Here is a 20202-nt window from a genome sequence, read left to right on the forward strand (position 1 = left end):
AGGACGCTAAACATTTCGGAGGCGGTAAATACTGGGATTTCCACAGTCTGTCCGCCATGTTTAGTGGGGCAAAAAGCCCTTTAAAGCCTAGGAGAATTCTCATGGCGGTTATTGTAAACTCGAATCTGGCATCCTTAAATGCTCAGCGTAATCTTGAATCTTCACAAAGCAGTCTGAATCAGTCACTGCAACGTTTATCATCTGGCCTGCGTATTAACAGCGCAAAAGATGACGCGGCTGGTCTCTTCATTGCTGAACAGCTGACTCGTGATATCCGTGGTACCAACCAGGCCGTTCGTAATGCATCAGACGGTATCTCTCTTGGTCAGACTGCCGAGGGCGCACTGGGTGAAATCGGTAACAACCTGCAACGTATCCGTGAACTGGCGGTACAATCTGCTAACGCTACGACTGGAAACCGTACTGGTATCCAGGCTGAGGTTGATCAGCTGACCCAAGAAATCTCACGTATTATCCAGACTACTGAATTCGCTGGTAATGGCTTGTTGAGTGCTGTGAATTCACTGACTTTCCAAGTTGGTGCCAGTGGTGCGGCATCAAACCAATTGTCAATTTCAACAGTAAGTATGACAGGTATTGCCGGTTACTCTGCAGACTTGGCTGCAACAGGTACCATTGACGTCAGCACAGCAGGTGCGGCTTCTGGTGCACTTGCCAACCTGAGTACTGCACTGGATACCGTTAACCAGTCACGTGCAACTTATGGTGCGCTGCAAAATCGTTTTGAAGCGGTTATTTCCAATCTGCAGAACTATGCCGAAAACTTGACGGCTGCACGTAGCCGAATTCAAGATGCCGACTTCGCTGCAGAAACTGCGAATCTGACTCGTGCACAGATCTTGCAGCAGGCGGGCGTATCAATCCTGGCGCAGGCGAACACCCTGCCTCAGACAGCACTTTCATTGCTCGGATAAGTTACCGGGGGCTTTCCCGGCAAATATAGCCGGGAAACGCTTACCCGATACTCTTGGAGGATGAAGGGATGACTACAAACGATTTCACAGTTAAAAATGATTCGTTGTCATTACCAATTTCTGGCAATATTCAGCAGGGCAGTAATGTTCCTGCTGAAGTTGTTTCAGGGGTTGCAACTATACAACGGGTTAATGTCGTTGCAGAGCCAAATGCACTTTCAAGGCAATTGGAAGCAACTGATGAGCAATTAGCAGCGATTCAGGATCGCGTTGTTGAGCTGAATAGCTACATGCAAAATCTGAATCGTTCTTTACAATTTTCAGTAGATGACCAAAGTGGTGAAACTGTTATCAGAGTCATTGATTCAGAAACAGATGAACTTATCAGACAGATTCCTGCTGAAGAATTACTGGTAGTTCGTAGCTCTCTGGAAGAGTATCGCGGCATGCTATTGGAAATGAGAGTTTGATTGGCGTGTAATTTGCTTAAAATTACACACTAATCGGGAGCATTATCATGGCTACAATACAAGCACCAGGCATAGGGTCTGGCCTAGATGTAAACGACATTGTGACTAAGTTGATGGAGATTGAGCGCCAGCCAATCACCAATTTAACGAGTAAAAAATCTCAGGTTAATGCCCAGATAAGTGCGTATGGCTCGCTAAAAAGCAAAGTTGCTGATTTTCAGTCGGCAATGGCGAATCTTAATTCACCACAGAAATTTCAAGTCTATCAGGCCACAAGTGGAAGTGAATCTGTTTTCACCAGCTCGGTTTCCAGTGGTGCTGTTGCGGGAAACTACAATATTGAAGTGGTGAGTCTGGCTGAAAGGGACAAAATTGCCACCAAAGCCTATACCGATTCCAACACCGTTGTAGGAGAAGGCACACTGAATATCAGTATCGGAGCGGATAGTTTCGAACTGACTATTGATGGAACCAATAACACGCTTGCCGGCATCCGGGATGCCATTAATAACGCGACCGACAACACCGGTGTTTCGGCGACTATTGTGACTGGTGATGAAGGTGCTCGTTTAGTTCTGTCTTCAAAAGAAACCGGACTCGATAATGCGTTACGGATAAGTGTGACAGATAGTGACGGTAATAATACCGATGAAACGGGTTTATCGGCTTTAGCCTATAACCCGGAAGGTGGCGTAGAGTTCCGTGCGCCAATCTCGTCAGCACAAAATGCCCTGGTCAGGATTGATGGCTTTGATGTCAGCAGTAATACCAATACGATTACCGGTGCTATTGATGGTGTCACTATCAATGCCGCATCTGTAGGCTCTTCGACTTTAAGCGTGACAAGAGATGACGAGCAAATTCTCGAATCTGTTGAAGCCTTTGCTTCTGCTTTTAATGCGTTACGCTCAGAAATCAATAAACAGCGCAATGGTCAACTGGAAGCAGACAGTACGTTGTTGTCCCTGGAACGGCAAATATTTGATGTATTAAATGCTGGTACCGCCATTGATGGATCATCCTTTAGTTATTTGATTGAAGCAGGTGTATCTATTAATAAACAAGGTGTGATGGAGGTTGATTCGGATCGTATCACTGAAATCATGAACACCGATTTTGAATCGTTTAGCAATTTATTTGCTTCAGAAAATGGTGGTTTTGCTGCAAAACTGTCGAATTTGGCCGATGGCTGGTTAGCCAATGATGGCTTGATTGATTCCCGTGAAGATGGTTTGAATACACAAGTTAAAAGTATTGATGAGCAGATTTTGCGAATGGAAGATCGAATGATTTCCGTTGAGGCAAGAATTAGAGCACAATTTACGGCATTGGATACATTAGTCAGCAGCTTAAATAATACGTCGAGCTTTTTGACGCAACAGTTAGCGTCATTGAATAATCGTAATAATTAACACAGAGCGAACTTGGGATGATGCAAAACATGATCAATAAAAAAGCGCTGGATGGTTATGGTCGAGGCGCAGTCGAGTCAGAGGTGAACTTTGCTTCTCCGCATCGTATTATTCAGATGTTAATGGAAGGCGCATTATCAAAAATCGCCACGGCCAAAGGTTGCATTGCTCGTAACGATATTGCAGAGAAAAGTCGTCAGATTACCTGGGGAATGAATATTATCCAGGGATTACGAACCAGCCTTGATGCGCAAAAAGGTGGTGAAGTCGCGGCGAACCTTGATTCACTTTATGAATATATGGGACGGCGTTTGCTGGAAGCTAATGTGACCAACGATGTCGCCATTCTGGATGAAGTCAGTAGCTTGCTGATGGAAGTCAAAGCAGGATGGGATAATATTCCCGCCGAGTTTCATTAATCTGCTATGTCAAATTCAGACGATAAAATTGAAATGTTGCAACAGGCTTTGCAACTCACTCAGAACATGCTGAACCTGGCTAAACAAAAAAACTGGGAAGCACTTGATCCTATCGAAAAAAAAAGACAACTTTTGCTAGATGCACTCTTCCCCTTAGCCGATAGCTCTGTTGAAATCAAAAAGGTGGCAACAGATTTACAAAAGCTCATAGACACCAATAATGAGCTTATTGCGCATTGCCAAAAAGGGAAACAGTCTCTTCAGCTGCAAATGCGTGACGCAAAATTCACCCAAAAAGCCGTAACTGCTTATCAATCCAATTAGTTAGCGTACTTAATTCTGATAAAGTTCCCAAATTTAGTGTCATTTTTTTGACAACTAACCGTAAAGTGCTTAACTTGATTTCACAAATCCTTGTAGTGATACCGTCAGGTACGGAGTGAGCTTGTCTTCAGGAGCAGTTATGAATGCGTGTAATATCTTGGTGATAGATATTGACCCCCAACGCCGAGAAACGCTTTCCACGCTTATTGCGTTTTTGAATTGCCACGCAGTGGTGGTGAAGGACATGGAAAGTTGGTTTGATAGCATTGATGATTTAAATGATATTGCGTTGGCGCTGGTTGGTGATTGTGGAGGGGGCAGCCAGACCAAACAATTACTTCGTGAACTGGTCAATCATGAAGCAAGAGTTCCGGTTTTCACGCTTGATTATCCTCAAAATGTTACTGGCGAATTCCCCGGTACCATCGGCGCATTGCATTATCCTGTTAAGTATCCTCAGTTAAGTAATGCCTTACAGCAAGCTTCGGTTTATAAAAATCAGGCTCAAAATACAGTTGAAACCGAACCATTGTTTCGCTCCTTGGTTGGAAACAGTGTAAAAATGAAGCGGGTTCAGAAAATGATTCAGCAGGTGTCAGACTCTGAAGCAAATGTATTGATTCTGGGGGAATCCGGGACGGGTAAGGAAGTGGTTGCCCGCAATTTACATTACTTTTCTTCCCGTCGGGAAAAACCTTTTGTGCCAGTAAACTGTGGCGCGATCCCCGGTGAGCTTCTTGAAAGTGAACTGTTCGGACATGAAAAAGGCGCTTTTACTGGTGCGATAACGGCCCGAAAAGGACGTTTTGAAATGGCCGAAGGTGGCACCCTGTTTCTTGATGAAATTGGGGATATGCCATTACCCATGCAGGTCAAGCTGTTGCGGGTATTACAGGAAAGAACGTTTGAACGGGTTGGTAGTAATAAAACGCAAAAAGCCAATGTCAGAGTCATTGCGGCAACTCACCGGAATTTAGAAACCCATATTGATGATGGTCGTTTCCGAGAGGACTTGTTTTATCGTTTAAACGTCTTTCCGATTGATATGCCAGCGTTACGTGAACGACCAGAAGATATCCCATTACTGATTCATGAGCTGACCCAGCGCATAGAACATGAAAACCGTGGGGCTGTGAGATTTACCCCGGCGGCAATCGCTTCGTTATGTCGTTACAGCTGGCCCGGAAATGTTCGAGAGCTTGCTAATGTGGTGGAAAGGCTGGTGATTTTATATCCCTATGGCACAGTTGATTTTGATGATCTGCCAGAAAAATATCAAATTGACGGCGAACCTCTGACGGAAGTTGTTACCGCGGCTATTTCTGCTCGGCCTGAAACATCAGCTGCACTAAATGTGGTTGTCAAAGAGAATGCAGCCAGTGATTCTGTTGCACCATTAAATGGAGCAAGTCATTCCGATAATGGGGCAATTAAAATGGAGGTGCTTCCGGAAGACGGATTGGATTTAAGGGAGCATCTGGCCAATTTGGAATATCTGCTTATCAAACAAGCATTGGATGAAGCGGCCGGGGTTGTTGCCCATGCAGCCAGCAGGCTCAAAATGCGCCGAACAACATTAGTGGAGAAGATGCGCAAATATGGTATTCAACGTGATGTTGAAATCACCTGATATAGGTGCCTGAATTTTGACTCCGAAATAAAATAATTAAATATAAGTCATTGATATTTAATAGTTAAAAAACAGGGCATGTATTTTGCAGAAACACTATCGGAAACCCTTTAGTGGAGCAAAATAGATGAACCTGAAATGGCCTGAATCCTCTTCCCAGAGTGAACGCCCTGCAACCAAGTCAACACACTCAACGAAACGGCCCATGGCTGCTATCGCTGAAAATCATCCTGTTTGGACACCACCAGTAAGTCATAAAAAAACATCAGCTTCAGAGAGCCGTATTGCGGATCGTCTCAGTAGCTTGTTAGCAGTCATTCCCGGTGGTGTAGTGGTGATTGACGGTACGGGTTTGGTTCAGGACTGTAATCAGGTGGCTATTAATCTGCTTGGCGAACCATTAACTGGTCAACGTTGGATTGATGTCATCAAACGGGCTTTTAAACCACGTGAGGATGATGGGCATGATGTCTCGCTGGCTGATGGCCGTCTGGTGCATATTTCTACCAGTCCATTAGATAAAGAACCGGGACAAATTATCCTGCTTCAGGAGGTCACAGAAACGCGTCAACTGCAGCGTAAAGTGGCACATTTGCAGCGTTTGTCTGCAATGGGTGAAATGGCAGCACGCCTGGCCCATCAAATCCGCACCCCTTTATCCTCCGCCACATTGTATCTTGCACCGCTACTCAAGCCCGAAACTGAAAAAACGACGCAACTGAAATTTGCCCGCCGTTTACATGACAGTTTGAGCCATATGGAACAGCTGGTTCGCAATATGCTGGCATTCTCGCGTGGCGATATGAATAGTACGGCACCGGTCAGTGTGAGTGAATTAGTCGATGAACTGGTTCAGCAGTTTATCGCGCAGCCCGAAAGTGAATCCTTGAATGTACAGGTGAGTAATCTGGTCAACGATGGCTATGTATATGGCAGTCAGCCGGCATTGGTCAGTGCATTGAACAACTTACTGAATAATGCACGTCAGGCCTGTGGTGAGGAAGGAAAAATTACAATTCACGCCGAGTATGCTGAAGAAGATCAGCAGCAGTTTATTGAAATCAGTATTGAAGATAATGGTGACGGAATCGCAGAGGCTGATTATGAGAAGATTCTGCAACCCTTTTATACCACGCGTTCAGCAGGAACCGGTCTGGGCTTGGCAGTTGTGCAATCGGTTGCCCGGGCACATAAAGGTATGTTGTGGCTGGATAGTGAGCCAGGCGTTGGCAGTACATTTTGTCTTCGACTGCCAGTTTACCGTCCTATGAATACCCCCCAGGAAACAATGCAAACAGGAGTGAAATCATGACGCAGTCAATGATTATGGTGGTTGAAGATGATGCAAATTTACGTATTGCTTTATGCGATACGCTGGAACTTGCAGGCTATCAGGTCACGGCGACTGACCACGGCCAGAAAGCTTTGGATAAGCTGGCAAATGAACCCATAGGATTGTTACTCAGTGATTTGCAGATGCAACCAATGGATGGACATACCCTGTTGAAAAAAGCCCGCGCCATGCTGCCTTCTCTGCCAGTGGTGCTGATGACCGCTTATGGTTCAGTACAAAGTGCCGTAGAAGCCATGCATGAAGGTGCCTGTGATTATCTGATGAAACCATTTGAAGCCGATGATTTGCTGCAACGCGTACAGCGTTATGTACGCACATTGCCAGCCAGTGATGATATGGTGGCTGCCGCTAAATCCTCTGTGGATTTACAATCGTTGGCAAGACGCGTGGCTGAAACCGATGCCACGGTGTTAATCAATGGCGAGAGCGGTACCGGTAAAGAAGTTCTGGCACGCTTTATCCATCGCCACTCACCTCGTAAAGACGGACCCTTTGTGGCGATTAACTGTGCTGCGATCCCTGAATCCATGCTCGAAGCAACATTGTTTGGCTATGAGAAAGGGGCATTTACCGGCGCAGCTCAAGCGTATGCCGGTAAATTTGAACAGGCAAATCAAGGCACGATTTTATTGGATGAAATTACCGAAATGGATATTTCATTACAGGCTAAATTATTGCGGGTGTTGCAAGAGCGGGAAGTAGAGCGCCTGGGAGGAAGAAAAACCTTATCGCTGGATGTACGTGTACTGGCAACCACTAACCGCACACTTCGTGAAGAAGTAAAGGCCGGTCGTTTCCGCGAAGACTTGTTTTATCGATTAAACGTTTTTCCTTTGCAGTTATTACCTTTGCGCGAACGACCGGAAGATATTGTGCCATTGGCTCAGCAGTTACTTGAGCGTCATTGTCAGCACAGTGGAAAGGTGGCGCCCCATTTTGATAATGAAGCACAAATCAAATTGTCTCGGCACAGCTGGCGAGGCAATGTGCGTGAACTGGATAATGTTATTCAGCGCGCTTTGATTTTACAGCGAGGCGCAGTAATCAAGGCCGAAGACCTTGCCTACGAAACCCTGGCCGGAACTCAGCAAAGCAATACTGAAGTAAACCCTGTACCAGTGATGGTGGACGATAATTCTGATGCACTGACGGTTAATGCGGATGATTTACGCAGTCATGAACAGCGTCATATTCTCGACATGCTGGCCAAACATCGGGGCAGCAGACGTGAAACTGCAAAAGAACTGGGTATCAGCGAACGCACGTTACGCTACAAGATTTCTCGTTTTCGTGAACAGGGCGTTGCCATTCCCGGAAAATTTGGCAAGAAGTCTGCATAAATAAACCAAGCTCAACCAAGTCACACAAAGCGAGAAGATTCTTATGATAAAAGCGATTGATCCCAACCAGCTGCTGACACAAATGCGGGCTATGCAAACTCAGGCAAATCAAGCCATGCCCATGCCGGCAGAGCAAAATTTGTCCAGCGGACGAGTTGATTTTGCCGATTTGATGAAAAATGCTGTTGATAAGGTGAATGAGACACAACAAACTGCGAGTCAGTTAAGAACCGCTTTTGAGTTGGGTGATCCCAGTGTGAATTTAACTGACGTTATGATTGCTTCACAAAAATCCAGTGTGGCTTTCGATGCAACTATCCAGGTGCGTAATAAGCTTATCGAGGCTTATCAGGAAGTCATGAGAATGTCGATTTAATGTTGCTGGTTAAACTGAAGAGCTGAAACATGGAAAACGTACCTGCTACAAAAACGAATACATTTGCTGCCAATTCTCCTCTGGCGGTGATGCAAAACAATATTTCCCGCCAGCCGGTGACCAAACAAATCATGTTTTTATTAGCCATTGCCGCGAGTATTGCTGTGGGTGGTTACGTATTTATGTGGTCGCAGACACCTTCCTATCAGGTGTTGTTTTCAGGAATGGAGGCGCAGGAGTCATCTGAAGTTGCCAATGTACTGCAGCAGATGAAAATCGATTATAAGCTGGATCCAACGTCAGGCGCATTACTGGTTCCGGCGTCAGAAGTTCAGGGCTTGCGTTTACGTCTGGCGGCGGAAGGTTTGCCACGTAGCTCAGCACAGGGCATGGAGATTCTGAGCCAGGAACAGGGTTTTGGCACCAGTCAGTTTATTGAGCAGGCTCGCTATCAACGCGCGATGGAGCAGGAGCTTGCCCGTTCGGTGGCTGAATTACAGAATGTCAGAAGTGCCCGGGTGCATCTGGCAATTCCAAAACAATCTGTCTTTGTTCGTGAACGTAAACCGCCCACCGCGTCAGTAGTGCTGAATATGTATGCTGGCAGAACCTTGGAACGAGGTCATATTGCCGCTATTACGCATATGGTGGCTGCCAGCGTTCCGAATATGAAAAGCTCGGATGTTACTGTAGTCGATCAGCGCGGTAATTTGCTTAGTCAGCCAGAACGCAATAGCAGCATGGCATTGAGTGATACGCAGCTGGAGTTCACCCAAAAGCTTGAACAGTTATATATCAGTCGTATTGAAGATATCCTGACCCCGATCGTGGGGATGAATGGTGTCCGTGCGCAGGTCGTTGCTGATGTTGACTTTACCGTGACTGAACAAACTCAGGAGAGTTACAACCCGGATTTGGCAGCATTACGCAGTGAACAGCTTGCCGAAGAAGAACGTGTTGGAGGACTGGGGCCTATGGGGGTACCTGGAGCCCTAACCAACCAGCCTCCTGGTGGTGGAGTCGCTCCGGAACAGGCAGTGCAGGAAAATGTTGGGGAAGATGGTGAAGTGGTCACCAACACGGTAACACCTGGCTCCAGCACGAAACGCAGTACCCGCAACTTCGAACTGGATCGTACGATCAGCCATAGCCGCCTGGCACCTGGCAGTATTCGTAAGTTGAGTGTTGCTGTGCTGGTTGATGAACCCGCAACCACAGATGCTGAAGGTAATATGGTGAGTACGCCGTTGAATGATGCTCAAATGGCGCGGATTAATACCCTGGTTATGGATGCTATCGGTTTCAATATGGCACGTGGTGATAGTTTAAATGTAGTCAGTGCTCCGTTTGTTACACCGGTTGAAGCTGAACCTTTGCCCAGTATTCCTTTGTGGGAACAACCATGGTTTTGGGAGGTTGGTAAGCAAGTACTGGGAGCCTTGGTTGTATTATTCCTGATTTTTGGGTTGATACGGCCAGCCTTCAGGGATCTGAATAAATCCCCAGATAAACAGTTAGCCAATCAAACCGGTGAAAACGCGGAAGGCATGTCGGCAGAACAGGTTTTGGCAGCAAGTAGTAAAAATGGAGAGGATATTGCTAAACTGACGACTGGTTCTGAGCGCGTTGAACAGCATTTGACTAATATTCGTAGCTTAGTACAGCAGGACCCTGCGCTGGTAGCGCAAGTGGTAAAAAACTGGGCAGCGAGTGATGCATAATGGCCGAACAACCCCGTAAATTAACAGGTACTGAAAAAGCTGCTGTTTTTCTTCGCTCGATAGGTGAGGAAGATGCTGCTCAAGTACTAAAACATATGGGACCAAAAGAGGTTCAGAAAATCGGTCAGGCCATGGCGACATTAAGCAATGTGACCCGTGGTGAAGTTGAAACTGTTTTAGGCAGTTTTGTCACTACTGTTGAGCAGGAGACCGGCCTTGGCATTGGGTCCCATGATTATGTGCGGAAAATGCTGGTCGGCGCGTTGGGTGAAGAACGGGCTGGTGGCTTGCTCGACAGGATCCTTTCCGGTGGTAACACGAACGGTCTTGAACAATTAAAATGGATGGATGCACGCGCTATCTATGAAGTCATCCGTCTGGAGCATCCCCAAATAGTGGCGATAGTATGTTCCTTCCTGGATTCAGATCAGGCAGCACAGGTTCTTGGAATGTTTCCTGAACGGGATCAGGCAGCCATTCTGCTTCGCGTTGCAACCCTGGATGGCGTACAACCTGCAGCACTGAACGAACTCAATGAGATCCTGGAAAAACAATTCAGTGGCAATGCTGGTGGACAAACGGCCACAGTGGGGGGGCCGAAAACGGCGGCGGATATTCTGAACTTTGTTGAGGGTAGTCGTGAAGCGGCCATAATGGAAAAAATCAAAGAGGCAGAACCGGATCTGGGCCAGAATATCGAAGATCTGATGTTTGTCTTTGATAATCTGATTGATGTCGATGATCGCGGTATGCAGACGCTGATGCGTGAAATTCAAACCGATCAATTACAGTTGGCACTTAAAGGTGCTGACGAAAATCTTAAAGAGAAGTTTCTTAAAAACATGTCTCAGCGTGCGGCGGAAATGCTACGTGATGATCTCGAAGCCATGGGACCAGTGCGTGTCAGTGATGTCGAGGCCGCACAAAAATCCATTCTGGCTACCGCGCGGATGCTGTCCGATAAAGGTGATATTGCATTAGGTAGCGGCGGTGGTGGTGATGACTTCATCTGATGATCTTTATACGACCGAACATGCCAACGTTTTATCTGCCGAAGAGTTAGCCAACGCGTATGAGCGGTGGGAGGTTCCACGCGTTGTCTCGGTTTCTGATGTAGAAGCTGAAAATGCAAGCCCGCTTACGGTTGAAGCTATAGAAGCCGTTCAACAGGCTGCCCAGGAAGAAGGTTTTAAACTGGGATATGATGAAGGTTATCAGCAAGGCCATGAGGCTGGTATCAAATCGGGTGAAGCCGATATTCAGCAGCAATCACAACATTGGAAAACCTTAATAGACAGTCTTCATGCACCACTTAAAGCTGTTGACGCCCTTGTCGAGCAGGATTTGCTTGCCATGCTTAGTCTGCTGACCCGACAAATCATTTATCAAGAGATCCGCCAGCAACCGGAGCTTGTCATCACAGCTGTCAGAGAGGCATTGGCTGTATTACCGGTCAGTGATCGCCAGCTTAAGGTCTATCTGAATCCCGAAGATATGGAGCTGGTCAAAAATGGCCTGAAACTGGATGAGGATGCCGGCTGGCAGTGGTATGAAGATCCGCTGTTGACTCGCGGAGGAGTAAGGTTGGTCACTGCGGATACCACGATTGATGCCACGGTTGAAACACGACTCAACAATTTGATTTCACGGTTATTGAGTCAAGACAATCACTATGAATCCTCCTGAACCCAATAATCGTGCTATAGCGTTGCAACAGCAGTTGCAACAACATCACGCGCGATTAGCAGCCGATCAAGAGACTCCGATTACAGTTGAAGGACGTTTAACCCGTATGGTGGGGTTGACCCTGGAAGCGGTTGGATTTCAAGCATCCGTTGGCAGCCGATGTGAAATTTATGCCCCGGGACGTGAACCGGTTGAAGCGGAAGTGGTTGGTTTTCATGACGAAACGCTTTATCTGATGCCGACTGGCAACATTCGTGGTCTGGTACCTAATGCTCGTGTCAGACCGATTCGCAGTGATTCCCAGGTTCCGGTAGGCGAAGCCTTATTGGGCCGGGTCGTTGATGGTGCCGGAAAGCCACTGGATGGTCGCGGACCATTGAATGTAAAAGATAAAGCTCCCCTGCATGGAAAAATCGTCAATCCGTTATCACGCGCCCCGGTCAGACAGCATCTGGATGTCGGTGTCAGGGCAATCAACGCGTTAATGACCGTTGGCCGTGGACAAAGGATGGGTCTGTTTGCCGGCAGTGGTGTGGGCAAAAGTGTATTGCTGGGTATGATGACCCGTTTTACCGAAGCCGATGTGATCGTCGTGGGGTTAATTGGCGAACGGGGACGTGAAGTAAAAGAATTTATAGAAGATATTCTTGGTGAAGAAGGTTTGAAACGTGCCGTAGTAGTAGCTTCACCGGCAGATCATTCACCATTGATGCGTTTGCATGGTGCCATGTTGGCTACCAGTATTGCGGAATATTTTCGGGATCAGGGCAAACAGGTTTTATTGCTGATGGATTCACTGACGCGTTTTGCACAGGCGCAGCGGGAAATTGCACTTGCGGTAGGTGAACCGCCAGCCACTAAAGGTTACCCACCTTCAGTGTTTTCATTATTGCCGCAACTGGTTGAGCGAGCCGGCAGTGGTGAAATAGGTGGCGGTGCAATTACCGCGATATACACCGTCCTGACTGAAGGTGATGATCAACAGGATCCGGTGGCTGATGCGGCCCGTGCCATTCTGGATGGGCATATTGTGTTATCCAGACAATTAGCTGAAGCCGGTCATTATCCTGCTATTGATGTTGAAGCATCGATCAGCCGGGTCATGCCGCAGGTGGTGGATGCCAAACATTTACAGCTGGCGCAGCAATTCAAGCAGATTTATGCCACTTACCGACAAAATCAGGATCTTATTACTATTGGAGCCTATCAGGCTGGCAGTGATCGACATATTGATGAAGCAATTAATCGTTATCCGGCTTTATCAGCAATGTTGAAACAGGATATGCATGTGGCGCATGATTGGAATAACAGCATTCAGGCATTACAAAAACTGTCTTTTGGACAAATGAGTAATCAACCACAGTTAAATGGACAGCTGATGCAAGCGGAACAACGCAATTTCTAATTGCTTTTAACTTTTCTTATACGGGGTTTATGAGCACATGACACGGGCAACTAAACTAAACCCAGTGATTGAAATGGCTGGCCGTGATACGGATAAGGCCATGCAAGACTTGGTTCAGGCCAATAACGTATTAGATCAGGAAAGACATCAGCTCAATGACTTATTGCGATATCGTGAAGAATATCTGCAACAGTTTCGACAAGGCGATGCGCTACAGATGAGCGCACGCAAAGCCATTGATTTACGAAATTTTCTGGCTCAGTTAGATCAGGCTATACGCTTACAACAGAGTCAGGTTGAACGCTGTTTTGTTCAGACACAAAAACAACAACAGCGATGGCTGGAAGCCAGAAATAAACAACGTTCAATCGAATCCCTCAAAGATCGCTACCAAAACGAAGCCGAACAACGACAGCAAAAACTGGAACAGCGGTTGGCAGATGAACATACTGCTATGCTCTGGGCGCGCAGACATAAATAAACACTGGCATAGTCTCTGCATTAACCTTTAAAAAGCGGAAAATTCCGTGCAGCTTGGAATTTTGATAGGTTTGCCAATGGATAACGTGTTGCCTCCAAGTTTTTTTGTCAAAAACAGTATTTGAAAAGCCATAATTATGATGCATACAAAAACAACGCTGGATTGCGGAGTGCAGCTCACCATTACTCAACTGGAGCTTTGGTATTTGCATTGTCTGAAACTATTGCTTGCTGGAGACAGCATCTATATCGATGTCAGTCGATTACAAAAAATTGACACCGCAGCTCTGCAATTGTTGTATCAATTTTATCAACAGGCACAACATTACGGTATTCAGGTAGTTTGGTCAGATATGAGTGAGAACTTTCAGGATGCAGTCAACTTATCAGGATTAATGTTTACAATGGAAAACCAGCAGTCATCAGACGAATCAGGCAATGGAGAAAAACTAGGATGGCCAGCATATTAGTAGTGGATGATTCGCCTTCGTTAAGACAAATGCTGCAAATTATTTTGCAGAATTCCGATCATGAGGTGTTGTGCGCAGAAGATGGTAAACAGGCGCTTGAAATGGTGTCTGAAGTGCAGTTCGATTTGATATTAAGTGACTTTAATATGCCACAGCTAAGTGGGCCGGAATTCATTGTGCTGCTTCGCCAACTACCGCAATACCGGTTTACTCCCGTGCTGCTGTTAACGACCGAAACAGATGAAGATAAAAAACAAATTGGACGCAGCGCCGGGGCCAGCGGATGGTTGAAAAAACCGTTTGACCCTGAGCAGTTGGTCCTGACGGTTAATTCACTGTTGAATTAAATCTGATATCAATGAAACCTTCATTATCTTCTGCAACAGCCGCTTTTCAAGAAGAAGCGCTGGAGACATTGCAGCAAATAGAACAATGGACAGTATCCTCATTACAGGAGGTATCGGCCTACAATGAGCCGCAAGAAACGCGCAGATTACTGCACTCTTTGAAAGGTACGGCAGCCAGTTTTGGTCATGATGTTATGGCGCAGGTCTGCCATGCCATAGAGAGTTTTTTGGAAGATAAACAGCAACTCAGTGTGCAGGATAGTGAAACGTTGTTAACAGCAATTGACTATTGCCGCCAAAGCTTAAATGAACCTGAATTAAGTCCGCAGTTGCAGAACGGAAATCTGGCAGATTGTATCGCTATGCTGAAGAGTCAGGTGCAGCGTACTCAAGAAACATCAAATGCCAGGCTCCCTCAGGAAATAAATGGTTCAGTTTGGCAAATTGATTTTGCACCGCACCGGCAGTTTTTTGAAAACGGTCATGATCCTTTACGTATTATCAGGGCATTACGTAATTTGGGGCCTGTTAAAGTCTCGGTATTCACTGATAAATTGCCGGATTTTGCTGATTTTGATCCATTTCAATGTTATCTGCGCTGGCAGATCACCCTTAAAGCAGAACTGGATTATAAAAAGCTGGCGACTCAATTCGAATGGGTAAAACATCTGTGTGATTTAACCATAGATTTACTGGCTTTACCCCAAACCAACCGGCTCATTGAGCCAAATCGTTACAAACTGAATGAAGCGGATCTGGATTCATTACTCACTGTTTCTCAAACGCTGCAGTCGCAGTTATATAAAGCTATTGCGTTGACAGACCAGTTAAATCATACGGATAAAGTTCGTTTGTCGCGTCGTAATCATGCGATGAAGCGCCAGCAGCAACTGTTACAGCAACAGCTGTTACAGATTACGATGCGCCCTTTGGCTGATGCTTTTGCCAGATTGCCTCGGATGGCTTTTGATCTGGGACAAAAAACCAATAAACCCGTACAACTGCATATGCATATTGCAGCCATTGAACTGGATAGTCTGATCATCAATTCATTGATGGATCCCTTGATGCACCTGTTACGCAATGCGCTGGCGCATGGAATTGAATCCGCTGAACAGCGTCAACAGTCCGGCAAACCCGTTAATGGGCAGATTCATATATCCGCCGAGCAAATCGATGAGCAGTTATTAATCCGTTTCAGTGATGATGGAGCGGGACTGTCCGAGCAACAGATTCTGGCAAAAGCCAGGCAAATGGGCATTAACATTCAGAACTCAATAAAGAACAGTCAGCAACTCAGCGAGTGGATTTTTCGTGCGGGTTTTTCAACGGCTAAATCGGCCGATGCTATTTCCGGGAGAGGTATCGGGCTGGATGTGGTCAAGCAGCACGTTACCGATTTGGGCGGCAGTATTGAGTTGGTCTCTGCTCAGGGAAAAGGCTGTTGCTTTACGATGAATATTCCTGTTCAGCGTTCTCTGGTTGATGTTCAGCTGGTCAGCGTTTCCGGGCAGACAGTTGCATTGCCGTTAATCAATTTAATCGATAGTTATGCTTTTGATAGCAACAGAGTGATTTGGCAGCATGGCAAGCAGTGGTTTATTACGGATGATAGTCGTCAAATTCCCTTGTTCGATCTCGGTAAGTTTCTGCAATTGGCACCTGAGCCTGAAGATGATGAGGCGACCTTTATCATCGTATTGAATGCGGAAAACCATTTTTTTGCCGTGCAAGTGGAGCGTCTGGCAGAACAGGCGCAGTTGTTAATCAAATCCTTGCGTCCACACTATCGTCATCTGAGTGGCGTTAAAGGGGTTGCCATATTGCCTGAGGGAAGTTTGGCTTTATTGCTCGAGCCCGGCAGATTGTTGATGTCATTCTCAAACCTTGGTGAAAGCTGAAATGACCAGCGAAGTGCATTTAAATCAGGATATTTACCAGTTGATGGTGATCAGTCACCAAAAGTTCATGGTGCCAGTCCATAGTATTGTCAGTGTGTTCGCACTGGAGGATATACTTCAATTGCCACATACACCTGATTGGCTGTCAGGCGTGGCACATATTCGTAATGCAATTGTACCGGTCGTCAATCTGAATGAACTAATAGGTTCCGCTGAGCCAGTGATTCAATCTGCTTATCCGTTACTTGTGTTATTGCGCCATCCTCGGGACTCACAGCGCTGGTTGGCGCTTTGTGTAACAGATCTCAGTAGCGTTTTGCTCAAGGAAGATCTGCATAAAATGTCATCAAGCTCAGCGGTTCATCCTTGTTTGAAGGCTGTGTTGGACAATCATTCACAAAAAATCCATTGGCTTGATATCAGTAAATTATTTGAGCAATTGATTAAGGAACAAGCGTAAGGGATGTCTGAGCAAGGAGCCAAGCGCATCATTGCGGTGATGAACCAAACGCATGATGTTGGGAAGACCACGGTCACTGCAAATTTAGGTGTTATCCTGGCAGAAATGGGCTATCGGGTTTTAATGCTGGATTTGGATCCCCAGTCTGATTTAAGCCGACAGTTCGGTGTGCCTGAAACGCAACCAGGAATGGATGCCCTGTTAAGTGATAATGCTTTGGCAAGCGAGCTATTACTGCCCTTAACTGAGCATCTATCGCTTATTGCATCCGGTCCGGAGCTGCTTTTGTACGAGCAACAAACACCCTCGGCAAAACTCGGTATGCAACTGAAGCAATTACTTACTTCGACAATACAGGCAGATGCAGATATTATTCTAATTGACTGTGCAGCCTTATCGGGGTTGTTAGGGACCAATGCGGTGTTAGCGGCTACAGATATGTTAATTCCGGTTTCTGCAGGACACGGAGCACTACGCGGTATGATAAAAATGTTACCCGTATTGCAACGGGTGTCGAAGTTGAGAGCAGAGTCATTAAGATTATGGCTGTGTTTAAATAGATTACCGGATGGCAGTGATTTTGCTTACCAGTTTGGTCATTTATTAACGCAGTATTTTCCGAAGCGAGTGCTGAAAACGGTGATATACGATAACGAGTCTGCCAATCGGGCAGATTATCAATCTCTGGCAAACGATTTGCTGTTGGGAAGAGCAGATTAATGGCTGAAAATGCGCTACGACAAAATCTGGTCAGTGAATCAGCTGATTTGGCTGAGCATGATATCACGCTGGTTGAACATAATTTTGCTACGCTGATGGGGTTCAGCGACGCTTTGGCTGAGCGCTTTTATCAGCGCTTATTTGCTGAATACCCTGAGACCACGACTTTATTCAAATCAGTAACAATTGAAGGACAGCATAAAAAGTTACTGGCTTCCATGGTTATGCTGATTAAGCATTTACGTGACTCAGCAATAATTGAGGATTACCTGCAGGGATTAGGTGTTCGTCATCAACAATATGGTGTCGAAGCTTCGCATTACGAGATGTTTATTGAAAACTGGTTATCGGTGATTTCTGAGTTTTCTGAGCAGGAATGGAATGAACCGTTACAGCAAGCCTGGCGCAACATTCTTGAGTATGTCGCCGAGTTGATGCAAACACCCGTCACGCAGGTTACAGACCCTGAAGCGGTTAATCAGACAAATCAAAACTCCACTGCGGAGTGTGCACTTACATCGCTAGCTGTAGCTCAAACTGCAACTCCAATGGTGATGATGGATTTGAATTTGGTGGTTCGTTATCTCAATGCGGCCGCTGAAAGTTTGTTAAATAAACACCAAGCCAGTCTTGAACATTTTTTCCCTAATATCAGTTTTGACAGTATTACCGGGGCTTCTCTACAACATTTTGCCGAAAAAATACCCTTTCCAATCGACTGGTTCAGTAACTTTGAGCAGTTACCGAGAAGCATTGATTTGCATTATGCGGATCTCGATTTGAGAGTGACAATTTCTGTGTTGTATAAAAATGATGAACCGGAAGGTTTTTTGCTTGAGTGTTATCCGCAAACTGCGGCAGTAAGTCAACATCCGGAAGACCCCAAAACATCGTCAACCACTGGTGTCTCAACAATACACAGCAATCTTTTAACGTCACTTGAAAAAGTCCTTAATGAAGTACAAACACAAAACGGTCATTTGACGGGGATGTTGCAGGAAATAGATGACGCTGTATTTGAAACCAGTTTGCTGGCTTTAAACTGTACAGTGGAAGCGGCAAAACTTGGTGATGAAGCACGTCAACTACGCGACTTTTCAATGGAGATCCGCGTCCTGAATCAGCAGTTGAGTCAATTGCTGCAACCATTAAAGGTTCAATCCGGACTACAGCAGCAACAGTTAACCAAAAGTATTGAGCTTGCCCGGCAACTGGAAATGGAGCTGACTCAAAACCTTCTGGTTAAGGAGAGCCAGAATCGCCATTCAATTGAACAAATCAGTCACCAATTATCTCAACAGACACAAGCCTTAACGCATCTTATCCATGCGATTTCCTCAAAGGCTGGTCCATGAATCTGCAAGTTTGGCACAGCCATTGCTTTTCATTACTTAAACAGCCTGTATGAGCTGGTAAATCAGAGTTTAAGGAAACGACATAATGCAACAGCTGACCCTTCCCTCCCTCAATGTTGTGAACAACAGTAATGCGGATAAATCTGTTAAATCAGCTGTAAACAACAAGGATAATGATGCTTTTGCGTCTGAACTGGATCGTAGGGTGAATGACCACCAACAATCTGCAAAGGATAAAACAGCTAAAGCCGATTCCAAAATAGATTCAAAACAAACGGAAAAAAACGATAAAGCGGAAAAGTCCGAATCGAAAGACGGCAAAAAGTTGCCGCTGGAAAAAACTGACAAAAGCACTGCAAAGACAGAAAAAGAAACAGATAAGATTGCTTCGGAAGAAGCTGCAGAAACCAGTGATGAAGCTAAACATCCACTTATATTGTCGGTCACGCCAGTTACAGATGAAGCTGGTGGCAAAAAAATCTCTGCTCAACAGGGGCTGGTCAATAAAACAAATCTCCCTCAGATAACGGATGTAACTGCTGATAAAAAAACCTCTGATTTAGTTGCGTCGGTAATAAAGCCGACTGCCCAAAGCATTGGCGTACAGACAGGCAAATCAAATAATGCGGATAGTCCTGCTACTACAATCCGTGCGGATATACTGCAAGCCATACAAAAACAAGGTGGTGAAGGCGAAGCGGTTGCTACCGAAAAATTTAAATCGATGATGCAAAACGCGAGTAAAATGCCTCAGCAAACGAATGCTGCGAGTGCCGAAGCTATTGCCTCCATGCGTCAGGTAGAGCCATTAACAGAGAAAGGTCCTGCTTCCACCTTGAGTAATCCTTTAGTGTTCTCTGCAACGACGGGAACAGCGACACCTGTGGCAGGCGTGGCCAGCGCAGGAAGTCCGGCTTTATCATTGGATATTCAGCCACAATTGAATAATGCGGCGTGGGCCAGAGTGATGAGTAGTCGAGTGGTGTGGATGGCGCGTGAAGGTGTGCAGCAAGCGGAACTGAGGCTGAATCCGGCTCATCTGGGACCAGTAGAGGTCAGACTGAGCATGCAAAATGAACAGACAAGTGTTACGTTTGTCGCCTCAAATGCCGCCGCCAGAGATGCCCTGGAGCAGGCACTGCCAAGATTGCGCGAGAGTTTCAGTGACAATGGATTGGCGCTTAATCATGCTGAAGTCAGTCATCAGGATCAGTCCTCGCAAAGTTCTGAGCAGGATGAGCAATTACAAGATGGTAATAATACGGCTCAAGTTATTATTGAAATGGACGATATGGATGATGAGGCAGCGCTCACTTCTGCTGATTCAACAGATAATAGTGTTGGTGTCAGTGTGTTTGCCTGATAATTATAATAATAGACTTAGATTGGAGAGACCG

The 20202-nt window shown here is 45.9% G+C and carries 21 protein-coding genes; all 21 read left to right on the plus strand.

Annotated elements, in window-relative coordinates:
• Positions 1–101 precede the first annotated feature (101 nt).
• The 21 genes from B2W60_RS11880 (at position 102) to B2W60_RS11980 (ending at position 20168) form a co-directional block, all read left to right on the plus strand.
• On the plus strand, positions 102–935 hold the full coding sequence (locus B2W60_RS11880) for a flagellin (RefSeq protein WP_292360313.1): 834 nt from the start codon (positions 102–104) through the stop codon (positions 933–935).
• 68 nt (positions 936–1003) lie between these two features.
• The gene (locus B2W60_RS11885) at positions 1004–1405 is read left to right on the plus strand and encodes a flagellar protein FlaG (protein ID WP_292360311.1); all 402 of its coding nucleotides are present in this window, start codon (positions 1004–1006) and stop codon (positions 1403–1405) included.
• A 47-nt stretch (positions 1406–1452) separates the two neighbouring features.
• Positions 1453–2817 carry a flagellar filament capping protein FliD gene (fliD, locus tag B2W60_RS11890; protein ID WP_292360309.1) on the plus strand — a complete coding sequence of 455 codons (1365 nt, stop codon included), beginning with the start codon at positions 1453–1455 and terminating at the stop codon, positions 2815–2817.
• A 29-nt stretch (positions 2818–2846) separates the two neighbouring features.
• Positions 2847–3236 (plus strand): flagellar export chaperone FliS, encoded by a 390-nt coding sequence (fliS, locus tag B2W60_RS11895; RefSeq protein WP_292360308.1) that lies wholly within the window; start codon positions 2847–2849, stop codon positions 3234–3236.
• A 6-nt stretch (positions 3237–3242) separates the two neighbouring features.
• Complete coding sequence (locus B2W60_RS11900; RefSeq protein WP_292363976.1) at positions 3243–3560, plus strand: flagellar protein FliT; 318 nt, start codon at positions 3243–3245, stop codon at positions 3558–3560.
• Between the two features lie 139 nt (positions 3561–3699).
• Positions 3700–5190, plus strand: a complete 1491-nt coding sequence (locus B2W60_RS11905; protein WP_292360305.1) for a sigma-54 dependent transcriptional regulator — start codon at positions 3700–3702, stop codon at positions 5188–5190.
• A gap of 127 nt (positions 5191–5317) precedes the next feature.
• Positions 5318–6502, plus strand: a complete 1185-nt coding sequence (locus tag B2W60_RS11910) for a sensor histidine kinase (protein ID WP_292360303.1) — start codon at positions 5318–5320, stop codon at positions 6500–6502.
• The gene (locus B2W60_RS11915; RefSeq protein WP_292360301.1) at positions 6499–7884 is read left to right on the plus strand and encodes a sigma-54-dependent transcriptional regulator; all 1386 of its coding nucleotides are present in this window, start codon (positions 6499–6501) and stop codon (positions 7882–7884) included. The genes B2W60_RS11910 and B2W60_RS11915 overlap by 4 nt, the downstream gene beginning before the upstream one ends.
• A 43-nt stretch (positions 7885–7927) precedes the next feature.
• The gene (gene fliE, locus B2W60_RS11920) at positions 7928–8260 is read left to right on the plus strand and encodes a flagellar hook-basal body complex protein FliE (RefSeq protein ID WP_292360300.1); all 333 of its coding nucleotides are present in this window, start codon (positions 7928–7930) and stop codon (positions 8258–8260) included.
• A gap of 29 nt (positions 8261–8289) precedes the next feature.
• On the plus strand, positions 8290–9981 hold the full coding sequence (fliF, locus tag B2W60_RS11925; protein WP_292360298.1) for a flagellar basal-body MS-ring/collar protein FliF: 1692 nt from the start codon (positions 8290–8292) through the stop codon (positions 9979–9981).
• Positions 9981–10994 (plus strand): flagellar motor switch protein FliG, encoded by a 1014-nt coding sequence (fliG, locus tag B2W60_RS11930; protein ID WP_292360297.1) that lies wholly within the window; start codon positions 9981–9983, stop codon positions 10992–10994. Before fliF ends, fliG begins: the two co-directional genes overlap by 1 nt.
• Positions 10981–11667: a flagellar assembly protein FliH gene (locus B2W60_RS11935; protein WP_292360295.1), complete on the plus strand. Its 687-nt coding sequence runs from the start codon at positions 10981–10983 to the stop codon at positions 11665–11667. The genes fliG and B2W60_RS11935 overlap by 14 nt, the downstream gene beginning before the upstream one ends.
• Complete coding sequence (gene fliI, locus B2W60_RS11940) at positions 11654–13072, plus strand: flagellar protein export ATPase FliI (RefSeq protein ID WP_292360293.1); 1419 nt, start codon at positions 11654–11656, stop codon at positions 13070–13072. The genes B2W60_RS11935 and fliI overlap by 14 nt, the downstream gene beginning before the upstream one ends.
• Positions 13073–13109: 37 nt before the next feature.
• Positions 13110–13553: a flagellar export protein FliJ gene (gene fliJ / locus B2W60_RS11945; protein ID WP_292360291.1), complete on the plus strand. Its 444-nt coding sequence runs from the start codon at positions 13110–13112 to the stop codon at positions 13551–13553.
• A 169-nt stretch (positions 13554–13722) separates the two neighbouring features.
• The gene (locus B2W60_RS11950; RefSeq protein ID WP_292360289.1) at positions 13723–14022 is read left to right on the plus strand and encodes an STAS domain-containing protein; all 300 of its coding nucleotides are present in this window, start codon (positions 13723–13725) and stop codon (positions 14020–14022) included.
• Positions 14007–14369, plus strand: coding sequence for a response regulator (locus B2W60_RS11955; protein WP_292360287.1), 363 nt, complete (start codon positions 14007–14009; stop codon positions 14367–14369). Before B2W60_RS11950 ends, B2W60_RS11955 begins: the two co-directional genes overlap by 16 nt.
• Positions 14370–14380: 11 nt before the next feature.
• A complete protein-coding gene (locus B2W60_RS11960; protein ID WP_292360285.1) occupies positions 14381–16270 on the plus strand; it encodes a chemotaxis protein CheA in 1890 nt (629 codons plus the stop codon).
• A 1-nt stretch (position 16271) separates the two neighbouring features.
• The gene (locus tag B2W60_RS11965) at positions 16272–16730 is read left to right on the plus strand and encodes a chemotaxis protein CheW (RefSeq protein ID WP_292360283.1); all 459 of its coding nucleotides are present in this window, start codon (positions 16272–16274) and stop codon (positions 16728–16730) included.
• Between the two features lie 3 nt (positions 16731–16733).
• The gene (locus tag B2W60_RS11970) at positions 16734–17450 is read left to right on the plus strand and encodes a ParA family protein (protein ID WP_292360281.1); all 717 of its coding nucleotides are present in this window, start codon (positions 16734–16736) and stop codon (positions 17448–17450) included.
• Complete coding sequence (locus B2W60_RS11975) at positions 17450–18805, plus strand: globin domain-containing protein (RefSeq protein ID WP_292360279.1); 1356 nt, start codon at positions 17450–17452, stop codon at positions 18803–18805. Before B2W60_RS11970 ends, B2W60_RS11975 begins: the two co-directional genes overlap by 1 nt.
• 85 nt (positions 18806–18890) lie before the next feature.
• Positions 18891–20168 (plus strand): flagellar hook-length control protein FliK, encoded by a 1278-nt coding sequence (locus B2W60_RS11980; protein WP_292360277.1) that lies wholly within the window; start codon positions 18891–18893, stop codon positions 20166–20168.
• Positions 20169–20202 lie beyond the last annotated feature (34 nt).

The organism is Methylophaga sp. UBA2496 (assembly GCF_002341635.1).
Lineage (GTDB): Bacteria > Pseudomonadota > Gammaproteobacteria > Nitrosococcales > Methylophagaceae > Methylophaga.

What these genes read in the sequence shown, in the direction of transcription:
- B2W60_RS11880 (WP_292360313.1), top strand. Translation starts at nt 102, where the DNA reads ATGGCGGTTATTGTAAACTCGAATCTGGCATCCTTAAATGCTCAGCGT.
- B2W60_RS11885 (WP_292360311.1), top strand. Translation starts at nt 1,004, where the DNA reads ATGACTACAAACGATTTCACAGTTAAAAATGATTCGTTGTCATTACCA.
- fliD (WP_292360309.1), top strand. Translation starts at nt 1,453, where the DNA reads ATGGCTACAATACAAGCACCAGGCATAGGGTCTGGCCTAGATGTAAAC.
- fliS (WP_292360308.1), top strand. Translation starts at nt 2,847, where the DNA reads ATGATCAATAAAAAAGCGCTGGATGGTTATGGTCGAGGCGCAGTCGAG.
- B2W60_RS11900 (WP_292363976.1), top strand. Translation starts at nt 3,243, where the DNA reads ATGTCAAATTCAGACGATAAAATTGAAATGTTGCAACAGGCTTTGCAA.
- B2W60_RS11905 (WP_292360305.1), top strand. Translation starts at nt 3,700, where the DNA reads ATGAATGCGTGTAATATCTTGGTGATAGATATTGACCCCCAACGCCGA.
- B2W60_RS11910 (WP_292360303.1), top strand. Translation starts at nt 5,318, where the DNA reads ATGAACCTGAAATGGCCTGAATCCTCTTCCCAGAGTGAACGCCCTGCA.
- B2W60_RS11915 (WP_292360301.1), top strand. Translation starts at nt 6,499, where the DNA reads ATGACGCAGTCAATGATTATGGTGGTTGAAGATGATGCAAATTTACGT.
- fliE (WP_292360300.1), top strand. Translation starts at nt 7,928, where the DNA reads ATGATAAAAGCGATTGATCCCAACCAGCTGCTGACACAAATGCGGGCT.
- fliF (WP_292360298.1), top strand. Translation starts at nt 8,290, where the DNA reads ATGGAAAACGTACCTGCTACAAAAACGAATACATTTGCTGCCAATTCT.
- fliG (WP_292360297.1), top strand. Translation starts at nt 9,981, where the DNA reads ATGGCCGAACAACCCCGTAAATTAACAGGTACTGAAAAAGCTGCTGTT.
- B2W60_RS11935 (WP_292360295.1), top strand. Translation starts at nt 10,981, where the DNA reads ATGACTTCATCTGATGATCTTTATACGACCGAACATGCCAACGTTTTA.
- fliI (WP_292360293.1), top strand. Translation starts at nt 11,654, where the DNA reads ATGAATCCTCCTGAACCCAATAATCGTGCTATAGCGTTGCAACAGCAG.
- fliJ (WP_292360291.1), top strand. Translation starts at nt 13,110, where the DNA reads ATGACACGGGCAACTAAACTAAACCCAGTGATTGAAATGGCTGGCCGT.
- B2W60_RS11955 (WP_292360287.1), top strand. Translation starts at nt 14,007, where the DNA reads ATGGCCAGCATATTAGTAGTGGATGATTCGCCTTCGTTAAGACAAATG.
- B2W60_RS11960 (WP_292360285.1), top strand. Translation starts at nt 14,381, where the DNA reads ATGAAACCTTCATTATCTTCTGCAACAGCCGCTTTTCAAGAAGAAGCG.
- B2W60_RS11965 (WP_292360283.1), top strand. Translation starts at nt 16,272, where the DNA reads ATGACCAGCGAAGTGCATTTAAATCAGGATATTTACCAGTTGATGGTG.
- B2W60_RS11970 (WP_292360281.1), top strand. Translation starts at nt 16,734, where the DNA reads ATGTCTGAGCAAGGAGCCAAGCGCATCATTGCGGTGATGAACCAAACG.
- B2W60_RS11975 (WP_292360279.1), top strand. Translation starts at nt 17,450, where the DNA reads ATGGCTGAAAATGCGCTACGACAAAATCTGGTCAGTGAATCAGCTGAT.
- B2W60_RS11980 (WP_292360277.1), top strand. Translation starts at nt 18,891, where the DNA reads ATGCAACAGCTGACCCTTCCCTCCCTCAATGTTGTGAACAACAGTAAT.